General features: G+C 67.0%; 7 protein-coding genes. 4 read left to right on the plus strand and 3 right to left on the minus strand.

Annotation, left to right across the window (positions count from 1 at the left end):
- Positions 1-395: 395 nt before the first annotated feature.
- The 4 genes from H7A85_RS17710 to H7A85_RS17725 all read left to right on the plus strand — a co-directional run bounded on the left by H7A85_RS17710 (position 396) and on the right by H7A85_RS17725 (position 7,923).
- Entirely contained in the window at positions 396-2,201 is a 1,806-nt protein-coding gene (locus H7A85_RS17710; protein ID WP_182087297.1) for a hypothetical protein, read from the plus strand.
- 106 nt (positions 2,202-2,307) lie between these two features.
- Complete coding sequence (locus H7A85_RS17715; RefSeq protein ID WP_182087298.1) at positions 2,308-4,359, plus strand: type I secretion protein; 2,052 nt, start codon at positions 2,308-2,310, stop codon at positions 4,357-4,359.
- 13 nt (positions 4,360-4,372) lie between these two features.
- Positions 4,373-6,571 carry a type I secretion system permease/ATPase gene (locus H7A85_RS17720; RefSeq protein WP_244631261.1) on the plus strand — a complete coding sequence of 733 codons (2,199 nt, stop codon included), beginning with the start codon at positions 4,373-4,375 and terminating at the stop codon, positions 6,569-6,571.
- Positions 6,572-6,582: 11 nt separating this feature from the next.
- The gene (locus H7A85_RS17725; protein WP_182087299.1) at positions 6,583-7,923 is read left to right on the plus strand and encodes an HlyD family type I secretion periplasmic adaptor subunit; all 1,341 of its coding nucleotides are present in this window, start codon (positions 6,583-6,585) and stop codon (positions 7,921-7,923) included.
- 63 nt (positions 7,924-7,986) lie between these two features.
- Here H7A85_RS17725 and H7A85_RS17730 read toward each other — a convergent pair whose 3' ends face one another.
- The 3 genes from H7A85_RS17730 to H7A85_RS17740 all read right to left on the minus strand — a co-directional run bounded on the left by H7A85_RS17730 (position 7,987) and on the right by H7A85_RS17740 (position 12,082).
- Positions 7,987-8,898 (minus strand): energy transducer TonB, encoded by a 912-nt coding sequence (locus tag H7A85_RS17730; RefSeq protein ID WP_182087300.1) that lies wholly within the window; start codon positions 8,896-8,898, stop codon positions 7,987-7,989.
- 75 nt (positions 8,899-8,973) lie between these two features.
- Positions 8,974-10,788, minus strand: coding sequence for a translation elongation factor 4 (gene lepA, locus H7A85_RS17735; protein ID WP_182087301.1), 1,815 nt, complete (start codon positions 10,786-10,788; stop codon positions 8,974-8,976).
- 64 nt (positions 10,789-10,852) lie between these two features.
- Positions 10,853-12,082, minus strand: a complete 1,230-nt coding sequence (locus H7A85_RS17740) for a YeeE/YedE family protein (RefSeq protein ID WP_182087302.1) — start codon at positions 12,080-12,082, stop codon at positions 10,853-10,855.
- Positions 12,083-12,084 lie beyond the last annotated feature (2 nt).

Genomic DNA, 12,084 nt, shown 5'->3' on the forward strand with positions numbered 1-12,084 from the left:
CGTTTTGCGATGCCGTAGATGCGCGCTCGTGAGCGCCGCGCTCCAACTTGGACTAGATCGAATTGCTAACTTTTCATTAACGTCAATTCCAAGCATCGTCCTCTCGTTCCGCAGTAGAAGTCCGATCTCTCCCGCTTCGCAAAGTTCTAGGCGACCGCACCGGTTGGGCGGCGCGGAAGCAAACTCGTGCGTCGTTCGAGACGGGAAGCCTTCGCTGCTCAGTCGAGGAGTCAACATCCTGAAGCAACGCATGCGGACCTTTTGCGTCGTTCGTCCCCTAGGCCGACCGGTCCGATCGCATGAAGCAGACACGTAGCAACGAAACCCTGGCGATGCTGACGGCCACGTCAAAGATGAAAGTGGCTGGGTTGTCGCCCTCTTGAAGGAAGACGACGATGGAACGTTACGGCTACACCGATCACGGCAGCATTCCGGACGGCGACGACTGCGAGCCGACCCCTCCGGTGATCGTGCATCCCCCCCATCCCGATCCGGTTCACCCGCAGCCCCCGATCGATCCGCCGACAGGCGACGATTGCGATACGGACGACAATTCCAACTCGAACACCAACGGCAACGCGAACGGCAATGCCAACGGAAACGAGAACGGCAACGTCAACGGCAATGAGAACGGGAACATCAACGGCAACCTGAACGGCAACGTCAACGGGAATGCCAACGCCAACGAGAACTGCAACTCGAGCGTGAACGATGCGACCAACCTGGCGACCAACGTCGCCAAGAACGTCGCCGTCAACGACGTGCACACCGACGTGTCCACGCATGTGTCGACCAATATCGACCTGTCCGGGCTCGATCTCGCGCCTTCCGACAACGACTTCGCCGATATCGACATCGGCAGCGGCGCCAACGTCAACGGTCTCTTCAACGTCCAGATCGGCGACGTTCTGGAAGGGGCGACCTTCGGCGACGGCAACAACTCGACCAACGTCCTCAGCCAGAACCTCAACCTGCAGGACAACGACCAGCTCCACGACTTCAGCCTCACCGGCACGTTAAACTCGTCGGGCAGCGTCGATGGCGGCGAAGCCACGTCGGGCGACGGTATCCATGCCGGCGGCTCAGGTGCCGGCAGCGGCGGTACCGCCTATTCTACGGGCGGCAACGGCGCGAACGGCGCCAACGGGCAGGGCGCCAACGGGCAGGGGGGCAACGGCGGCGGCACCCAGGCCGGCTCCACGGCCAACGCCTTCGGCCTCGGCGGATACGCCTCCAGCGCCGGCGGCGCGGGCGGATCGGGCACGGGCGGCACGGCGACGGGCGGCACGGGCACCGGTGGTGCGGGCGGTGCGGGCGCGGCCGGCACGGGCCTCGGCCTCGGGCTGGGCCTCGCGGTCGGCCTCGGTCTCGGCGGCCATGCCAGTGGCGGCACGAGCGGCGACAGCGGCAATGCCGGCCACGGCGGCAACACGTCGACGGGCGGCAACGATTCGGGCAGCGTCCACACCCATGGCGGCAGCGGCGGCGACGCGCTCGGCGGCGACGGGATCGACAGCTATATCCCGCCCTATGGTTCCTTCGTGAATCTCGGCAAGGGCGGCGGTGCCGGCAGCGATGGTGACGGCGGCGGTGCCGGCGGCTCCAACACGGGCGGGGCCGGGACCATCGGCTCCACCGACGGCGACGGCGGCGGCTCGGGCGGCACCGGGGCGGCCAACGGCGGCGCGGCGGGCTACGGCCATGGCGCGGCGACGGCCGGCGGCAACGGCGAAGGCTACGGGGTCGGCGGTGCCGGCGGCCATGGCGGAGCGGCCAATGGCGGGGCGGCCTATTCCGGCCACGGCATCGGCGGTGCCGCCGACGGCGGAGCGGCAACGGTCGGCGATGCCACCAACACGGCGCTCAGCGGCGCCTGGGCGGACGGGGCCAACGGCGGTGCCGGCCACGGCGGCTGGGGCCTGGGCGGAGACGGGGGCGCCGGTGGCGCCGGCGGCTGGGCTTCCATCGGCGACGGTGGGGCCGGCGGCGATGCGGCGGGAAGCTGGGGCTCGGGCAACGGGGCCGAATCGACCTTCGAAGCGGTGTCCACCGCGACGGCCGACGCCCTGCAGGACTTCTCGCACTCCTTCAGCCCGTCCTTCGTCATGGGGGCCAACCTCCAGACCAACTCGGTCGACATGACCACGGTCGGACACGACTACGACTACTCCAACACGATCGACGCCCACGACATCAACTGATCGTCCGGCATCGACCCGACGCGAAGGGGCTGCGCGCGCCATGCGCGCAGCCCCGCCATTCCATCCCCATCGCCGGGTGCGACGGGGGTGATCCGGGGGAAACGCCATGATCCTCGACAGCACCAGCGAAGCGATCGCCCACTTCATCGGCCTCTTCAACATGGCGATCGAAGAAGGGCGGATGCGCAAGGCCTTCCTCGAGTTCCAAGCCGTACCCGACCGCGAGCACATCCCCGATCCCGACGAAGCCGTCACCCCACGCGTCAACACGTCCTACGACTTCGATGACTTCTATCCCCGCCTCCAATACGACCCGTCCGGCTGGTCGGTGGAGGGCGGCCCGAGAGCCCGGCTCTCGATGGACCTGCCGAGCGTGCAGGTGCCCCCGCTCGATCTCACGCGCCATCTCGCCCTCGACGCGCCCGAGCAGGCGCATCCTTTCATCCGCGGGCTCGGCGGCAGCGCGGTGGGCGTGATCGAACCGCCCGGCTCCGCGATCGCGATCGTGGTGCAGACGATCCAACTCCACGACGACGATTTCTTGAGCGCCGGCAACCACGGGCTGACGCTCGTCCATTCGATGCTGGATTCGGCGGGCGAACTCGATCACCTTCTAGTGGAGGCGAGCGACCTGTCCCCGCTCGTCGACCTGTCGCTCTCAACCGAAAGCGTTCCCGCCCTGATCGACACGATCGAGCGGGCGCGGGACGCGCTCGCCGATTTCCAGCCGAGGCAAGCCGACGGCCTGACGACCTTCGTCGAGCGGGCGCACGTGCTGGACGGCATCTACGTCAACGGCGTCAAGGCCGACGCGGTGCCGGACTACGATCACTACCGGCCGCTGGAGACCGCGGAGGACCCTGCGTCCGATGCCCCCCGGAACGACGGCTTCGAGCGCAACGCCGGCCACACCGCCCATAGTGATGCGATGCGCACCGAGGGCCTCAGCCACACCTCCGATATGGAGATCACGGCCGGCGACAATCTCCTCCTCAACGAGGTGCGCCTGTCCAACGAATGGCTGGCTTCTGCCGTGATGGCGGTCGGCGGCGACCATATCGAGCTCAATGCGATCATCCAGTACAACGCCTGGACCGATATCGACTCCATCGGCTCGGATTTGGGCAGTTGGGCTCAGGACAAGGGCGACCCGACGCTCGGCTTCAACATCGCCCAGTTCAAGCGGATCGACCCCTCGCACGACGCGAAACTCGCCGCTCCCGACCCCCATCCGAGCTTTCCCACAGCCTGGGCGGTCACCGAGATCAAAGGCGATCTCGTGATCCTCAACTGGATCGAGCAATTCTCCTTCCTGGTGGACAACGACATCACGGTGATGTCGGCCTTCGGCTCCAAGGTCACCGCGGTGCTCGGTGACAACGCCGCTTCCAACCAGGTCTCGCTTCAGGAACTCGGACTCTACTACGACCTGATCGTGGTCGGCGGCAACGTCTACGACGTCAACCTGATCCAGCAGATGAACCTTCTGATGGACAACGATCTCGTGGCCGGGGCGAAGGGATTCCAGACGAGCGGCGACGGGTCAGTCGCCAGCCACGGCAATCTTTTGTGGAACCAGGCCAACATCGTCCAAGTCGGGTCGGCGGACCGTTTCTCGTCGATGCCCGAAGCCTATGCCAAGGCCCTGGCCGATTTCCAGGGCGGCAAGCATAGCCTGCCTTCGGGTGTTCTATCCGACCCGGCTTTCGCCAACCTTGCGGGCCTTCGCGTCCTCTACATCTCCGGCGACGTCGTGAACCTGCAATACGTGAAGCAGGTCAACGTTCTCGGCGACGGCGACCAAGTGGTCGCCGCGCGCAACCAGATGGAAAGCCATTCGGACGCCCATTGGACCGTCTCCACCGGCGCCAACACGCTGGTCAACGTGGCGAGCGTCGTCGATGTCGACGGCTACGCCAAGACCTATGTCGGCGGCCACGCCTATTCCGACGAAATGCTGGTCCAAGCCGAGTTCGTGCCGAACGACCCGTGGGCGCATGCACGCGACCCGCAGGCGCTCGTGTCCGAAGCCGTGGTGTTTCTCCACGACGACATGATGGGCGGAAGCGGCGATGCTCATGCCGGCCATCCCACGCCCTACGGGCACGCACCCGCCCACGCACCCCATCCCGACGTGATGCACACGATGCTGGCTTGAAACGAGGACTGAGATGACCGACGACCGGGGGAACGGCTGGCATCTGGCCGAGGACGACATCATGGACCCGCCGAGCGAAAGCTCGGGCGAGGCCGCGCCTGAGCCGGCGGCGACGCCGAGCCGCTCCTCCGCGCTGCGCGCCCAGCGAGACAAGGAGCGGGCGATCGAGCGCTCGCTGGAAGACATCGCCATGACCGTGGCGCGCCTTCGCCAGGCCGCGGCCGCCGAAGACAAGGCCGCGGCCGCGCCGGAAGCCGCCGAGGCGCCCGCCATGCGCTCGCCCGAGGAACCCGCGGCCGAGGCGCCGAGCGCCGACATGAAGACCGCCAAGGCCGTGCCCGGCATGGTGACGATCGACGCCGACACCGGACCCTTGAAGGCGCCCGAGCGCAAGACCGGGGGCGGCGGGCCGGTTGATGGCGAAGGCGGTGGCGGCCGACGCGGCGGCGGCGGGGGAGGGGGCGGCGGCAACGGCGTCTTCCACAAGCGTCTCGGGCCGGTGGACTTCAACGCCTCGCTCGAAAAGGCGGCCAAGGCCGTCAAGCGCAACCTTTTGGCCGTGATCCTCTTCACGCTGGCCACCAACATCCTGGTTCTGGCCGTCCCGATCTACCTGTTCCAGATCTCGGACCGCGTCCTCACCTCGCGCTCGATCGACACGCTGGTCATGCTGACGCTGGTGATCGTCGGCGCGGTGATCTTCCAGGCGATCTTCGACGCCATCCGACGCCTGATCCTGATGCGCACGGCCGTCGAGGTCGCCGCCCAGCTCGGTGCGCCGATCCTCAGCGCCGCCGCGCGCGCTTCGCTGCACGGAAACGGGCGCGAATACCAGATCCTCGGCGATCTCCAGCAGCTGCGCTCGTTTCTGACAGGCGGCACGCTGATGGCCTTTCTCGACGCGCCGATGGCGCCTTTATTCGTCGTCGCGATCTTCCTGATCCACCCCCATCTCGGCTTCATCGTCGTCGGCACGGCGCTGGTGCTCCTCCTTCTCACCGTTCTCAACCAGCGGGCGACGGAGGCGCCCTTCGGCGAGGCGAACGCGGCGCAGACCAAGGCCAACCTCCATCTCGATTCGATGACGCGCAACTCCCAGATCATCAACGCGCTGGCGATGATCCCCGAGGCCGTGCAGATCTGGGGCCGCGACACGGCCGGCTCGCTGAAGGCGCAGGTCGTCGCGCAGGACCGCAACGTCATGTTCGCCGCGCTCTCCAAGGGCTTTCGCCTTCTGACGCAGGTCGGCATGCTCGGCTGGGGCTCGTTCCTCTCGCTGGAAGGGCACCTGACGGGCGGCATGGTGATCGCGTCGTCGGTGATCGCCGGCCGCGCGCTCGCCCCGATCGAGGGCGCGATCGAGGGCTGGAACCACTTCGTCCAGTCGCAGGCCGCCTATGGCCGGATCTCAGCGCTTCTGAAGAACTCGCCGCTTAACTTCGAGCGCCTCAACCTGCCGCGCCCGGAAGGCCGGCTCGACGTCGAGCGCCTCCTGTTCGTGCCCCAGGGCACCAAGCGCGTCGTCCTGAACGGTCTCAGCTTCCAACTCCAGCCCGGCGACTCTCTCGCCATCATCGGCAATTCGGGCGCCGGCAAGACGACGCTCGGCAAGATGCTGGTGGGCTCGATCCTGCCCACATCCGGCGCCGTACGGCTCGACCTCATGGACCTGCGCAACTGGGACCAGCGCCAGTTCGGCGAGAACATCGGCTACCTGCCGCAGGACGTGCAGCTCTTTCCCGCCTCGATCAAGGCCAACATCGCCCGCATGCGCGAGGACGCGTCCGACGAGGACATCTATCAGGCGGCGATGCTGGCCGACGTCCACGAGATGATCTCGGGGCTGGCGCAGGGCTACGAGACGTTCGTCGCCGCCGACGGCGCGCCCCTGTCGGGCGGCCAGAAGCAGCGCATCGCGCTGGCGCGCGCCTTCTTCGGCAATCCGCGCTTCGTGGTGCTCGACGAGCCGAACTCCAACCTCGACAGCGCAGGCGACGCCGCCCTCGGCCGCGCGCTGGCCCACGCCAAATCGCAGCGCATCACGGTGGTCACGATCACCCAGCGCCCCGCGCTCCTTCAGAGCGTCGACAAGATCCTCGTCCTCAACAACGGCACGATCGGCCTCTTCGGCATGCGCCAGGACGTTCTGAAAGCCTTGTCGGAGCGCGGCTTCAACATCGACGGCGGCGGGCCGTTCGGGCAGATCCAGTAGGGAAAACGGGCATGAGTTCCGATATCGCCAAGGTCCACGACATCGAATGGTTCGCCGAAGTGCCCCGGTCGATCCGCAAGCCGGTCTGGATCGGGCTTGGCCTGCTTCTCCTCGTGTTCGGGGGCTTCGGCACCTGGGCCTTCACGGCGCCGCTGGCCGCCGCCATCGTCGCGCCCGGCTCCTTCGTCGCCACGGGTCAGAACAAGATCGTGCAGCATCTGGAGGGCGGCATCATCAAGTCGCTTCTCGTCAGCGAGGGCGACCACGTGGTCGAGGGTCAGCCGCTCGTCAAGCTGGACGAGACCTCCGCGCTCACCAACGACCGACAGCTCTTCCTGCGCCGCGCCCGGCTGGAGGCCGTGGTCGCGCGTCTCACGGCGGAGGCGCACGGAGCCGAAACCATCGCCTGGCCCGCCATCGTCGACAAGAACCGGGGCGACGCGGACGTCGCGGAGATCATCGAAAGCCAGGACGTCAACTTCCAGTCTTCGCTCGGCAAGCTGAAGAGTGACGTCACCCTGTTCCAGCAGAACATCGACTCCCTCGATTTCCGCATCCGCGGCTACGAACTGCAGTCGAACTCGCTGACCCGGCAACTCGGCCTCCTCAACGAGGAGTACCAGGGCAAGACGACGCTTCTGAAGATGGGGCTCCTGCGCGGCACCGAGATCAAGACGATCCAGCGCGCGATCGCCGACGCGGAAGGCCAGGTCGGGCGCCTCGATTCGGAAGCCGCCGAGACCAAGGCCCAGCAGACGCGCTACGATCAGCAGATCGACCAGGCGCGCCGAACCTACCAGCAGGCAGCCCTGGACGAACTCCAAACGGCGGAAACCGAGCTCGACACCATTCGCGAGCAGTCGCGCCAGGCCGAAAGCGTCCTGAAGCGCACGACGATCGAGGCGCCCGTCACCGGCACGGTGGTGCGCATGTTCTACCACACCTCGGGGGGCGTCATCGAGAGCGGCAAGCAGATCCTCGAGATCCTGCCCTCCGACGTGCCGCTGATCCTGGAGGTGCAGGTGCCGCGTACCGACATCGACAACGTGCGCGTCGGCGAGCACGCGACCGTGCGCCTGACCGCGCTCAACCAGCGCATCACGCCGGTTCTCAACGGCGAGGTGTTCTACGTCTCGGCCGACGCGATCCCCGATACGACGCATATGGACGGGCGCGAGGTCTATGTGGCGCGCGTCAAGCTCCCGGTCTCGGAGATCGCCCGCGTGCCCGGCTTCTCGCCGACCCCCGGCATGCCCGCCGAGATCCTGATCCAGACGGCCAAGCGTACCTTCTTCGAATACATCTCGAAACCCGTGCGCGACTCGATGGCCCGGGCCTTTTCGGAAAACTGAAGCCTTGCGCTGGCAAGGGCTCCGATCTCCCGGACGGGATCGGAGCCTTCCGGCTGCCTAGCCTCATTCGGGCATCACGCTCGTGCCTTGCACGATACGCCCGATGATGCGCCGCGCCGAATCCGCTTCATCGTCCGCCGCCATGCAAATCAGCGAGACCGTTCCTTCCGGTCGGTCGTAGAACAGGTTGAAGGTGATCCATCCGTCATCCGTCGGCTGGTCCCTTTCCCGGCTCTCGATCGTGACCAACCGGGCGCCGTCGTGGTCCGAAACGCTCGTCGCCACGACATCGTAACCGAGCTCGCGCATGGCATCGGTTTCGCGCGCGGCTGCGGCTTCGATATTGGCAGGCTCGTTCAATGCGGCCTGATCCGGCCGTACCGTCTTCGCCCGCTGTTCCATCGTCAGGTTGCAGATCCGGGCCGGCTGTGCCAAATCCCCATCGGCCTTTAGTCCGTCGGCGGAGATGTCCACCAGGAGATTGCCGGAATCGTCTTCCTTCGGCGTCTGGACGGAAAGGGGCGCTGGAAGCTCGACGCGCAGGCCCGACGCCGCGTCCACGAACAAGCGAACCGGACGAGCGGGATCGTTGGCCGGGAAGCGGAAGACGAAGGGGGCGACCAGCGTCACCGTCTCGCTGGTCATGTCCGGAGTAAAGGGTGGAATGTCGTCCGCCGTGCGCGCCATGCGCAGCGCCGCCTCGTCGAGCACGGACGCCCCGGAGGTGCGTCGAAGCGTTGCGCTCCGCACCGACCCGTCCCGATTCACCGAGATCTCGACGCGGGCGGTTGGGTCGCCGCCGATCCCTGCGAAACCCGCGAGATCGGGATAGGGGGTGTTGATGGCCGTGCGCGCGGCGCGGGCCCACTCCGCCTTCGACATGGGCGGCTTGGGCTTGTCCTCGGCCATTGCCTGTTGGGAGCCGACGAGAACGACGCCGACGAGGAGGCCGTGCCAAAGGCTGGCAAGGGGCATGCATATGCCTCCTCTCTCGCCCTCCGGTGGCGCGAGGAAACTATGAGCCGTCCAGACGTGGTCGGCCGACAAATATCAGCTGTCCATCTTCAGGGCGGCGATGAAGGCTTCCTGGGGGATGTCGACCTTGCCGAACTGGCGCATGCGCTTCTTGCCCTCCTTCTGCTTGTCGAGGAGCTTGCGCTTGCGGCTGGCGTCGCCGCCGTAGCACTTGGCCGTCACGTCCTTGCGCAGCGCCGAGATCGTCTCGCGTGCGATCACCTTGCCGCCGATCGCTGCCTGGATCGGGATCTTGAAGAGGTGGTTCGGGATCAGCTCCTTGAGCTTCTCGCACATGGCGCGCCCGCGCTTTTCGGCCTGCGTCCGGTGCACCAGCATGGAAAGCGCGTCCACCGGCTCGGCGTTGACCAGCACGGAAAGCTTCACGAGGTCGCCCTCGCGGTAGTCGGCGAGCTGGTAGTCGAACGAGGCGTAGCCCTTGGAGATCGACTTCAAACGGTCGTAGAAGTCGAACACCACCTCGTTGAGTGGCAGTTCGTAGGAGACCATCGCGCGCTTGCCGACATAGGAAAGATCGGTCTGCACGCCGCGCCGCTCCTGGCACAGCGTCAGAATGTTGCCGAGATAATCGTCAGGCGTCAGGATCGTCGCCTTGATCCAGGGCTCGTAGATCGCCTCGATCTGCATCGTGTCCGGCATGTCGGCCGGGTTGTGCAGCATCACCGTCTCGCCCGATCGCATCCGGATCTCGTAGACGACGGATGGCGCGGTCGCGATCAGGTCGAGGTCGAACTCGCGGCTCAGACGCTCTTGGATGATCTCGAGGTGCAGGAGCCCGAGAAAACCGCAGCGGAAGCCGAAGCCGAGGGCGGCCGAGGATTCCATTTCGAAGGAGAAGCTCGCGTCGTTGAGGCGAAGCTTGCCCATGGCGGCGCGCAGGTCGTCGAAGGCAGCGGCGTCCGTCGGGAACAGGCCGCAGAAGACGACGGGCTGCGCCGGCTGGAAGCCCGGCAGCATCTCGGCCGTCTGGCGCTTGTCCTCGGTGATCGTGTCGCCGACGCGCGTGTCGGCAACCTCCTTGATCGAGGCCGTGATGAAGCCGATCTCGCCGGGCCCGAGCGCCTCCGAGTTGACCATCTTGGGCGTGAACACGCCGACCCGGTCGACGGGGTACTTGGCGTCCGTGCCCATCATGCGAATGGTCTGGCCCTTCTTGAGTTCACCGTCGATCACGCGAACGAGGACCACGACGCCGAGATAGGCGTCGTACCACGAGTCCACCAGCATCGCCTTCAAGGGCGCCGCGCGGTCGCCGGTCTTCGGCGCGGGCAGGCGCTTGACGATGGCTTCCAGCACGTCCTCGATGCCGAGACCGGATTTCGCCGAGATCATCACCGCTTGGCTCGCGTCGATGCCGATGACCTCCTCGATCTGCTCCTTGGCCTTTTCGGGCTCGGCGGCGGGCAGGTCGATCTTGTTGAGGACGGGCACGATCTCGAGATCGTTGTCGAGCGCCAGATACACGTTGGCGAGCGTCTGCGCCTCGACGCCCTGCGCCGCGTCCACCACGAGGAGCGCGCCCTCGCAGGCCGACAGCGAGCGCGACACCTCGTAGGCGAAGTCGACGTGCCCCGGCGTGTCGATGAGGTTGAGGACGTAGGTTTCCCCGTCCTCGGCCTTGTAGTGCAGGCGCACGGTCTGCGCCTTGATGGTGATCCCGCGCTCCTTCTCGATATCCATGTTATCGAGAACTTGTTCCTTGCCCGCCATCTCGCGCGCGTCGAGCCCGCCGGTGAGCTGGATCAGCCGGTCGGCGAGCGTCGATTTGCCATGGTCGATATGGGCGACGATGGAGAAGTTGCGGATGCGGGATAGCGGCGTCTGGCTCATGAGACGCCCTATAAGGCTTTGCGCCGGAAACGGGAATGGGGTTTCGCGTGGGCGCGAGGCGCGATCAGGCTCCGTCGCCACGCGCGATCCGCCCGCCCCGGGCTTCGCCGAAGAAGAACGGGCGAAGGCGCACGCCGACCGTGTTGCCGGCGAACGCCGCGACCAGCCACAGCCAGCCATGGAGCGAACCGGAGGCGATGCCGGAGAAGTAGGCGCCGATGTTGCAGCCATAGGCGATGCGCGCGCCGTAGCCCAGAAGCAGCCCCCCGACGACGGCCGCGAGGAGCGAACGGAAGGGGATGCGCAGCGAGGGCGCGAAGCGGCCGGCAAGGCTGGCCGCCAGCATCGCGCCGCCGATGATGCCGAAGTCCATGACCGAGGTGACGTCGGCAAAGACGCTGGACGAAAGCGCCTTGGCGTTGGCCGGCGTCTGCCAGTAGCTCCAGGCCGACGGCGTGAGACCCAGAAGCTCGGCGCCCTTGGCGCCCCAGAGCGCAAAGGCGGAGGTGACGCCCCAGGGGCGCCCGGCGAGCGCCAGCGTCACGAAGTTGAGGACGGCGAGCGCCAGCGCCCCGGCGACGAGCGGCCAAGGCCCGCGCGCGAAGCGAGCGAAACCTTCGTTCGGACTTGGCGTCTCGTGCTCCAGCGCGCCGTGCCGGCGACGTTCGAAGAGGACGGTGAGGGCCGCGATCGCCGCAAACAGCGCCAGCGACACGAGAATGCCAACCCAAGGCCCGAACGTCTGGACGAGCGACACCGGCGGGAGGGCGGGAAGCGCCTGCCACCAGTCGAAATGCACGGTCGCCCAGACCGAGCCGATCACGAAGAACAGAAGCGTCACCAGCATGCGCGCGTTGCCGCCGCCGGCCGTGAACAGGGTGCCGGACGCGCAACCGCCGCCCATCTGCATGCCGATGCCGAACATGAAGGCGCCAATCAGGACGCCGAGCGACAAGGGCGCGGCGCTGCCCGAAACCAGCTGGCCGAACAGGGTTCCGCTCGCCAGAACCGGAAAGAACAGGACGACCGCGAGCGCCAGCATCGCCATCTGCGCGCGAAGGCCGCGCCCCCGGCGCTCGAGGATGAAGACGCGCCAGGCCGAGGTGAAGCCGAAGGCCGCATGGTAGAGCGTCAGGCCGAGCGCGCCGCCGAGCAGCAGGAGCGCACCCTGGCGCGGACCGTAGACCGAGCCGAGCGCCAGGGCGCCGAAAAGAAGGGCGGCGAGCGCCAGAAGCCCAGGCGTTCCCGGCAGAACCGAGCGGAAGGGTGGCGAACGGAGAGCGGCATCGGTCATGA

The organism is Aureimonas sp. ME7, from assembly GCF_903970965.1.
In the GTDB taxonomy this organism is placed as follows: Bacteria; Pseudomonadota; Alphaproteobacteria; order Rhizobiales; family Rhizobiaceae; genus Aureimonas.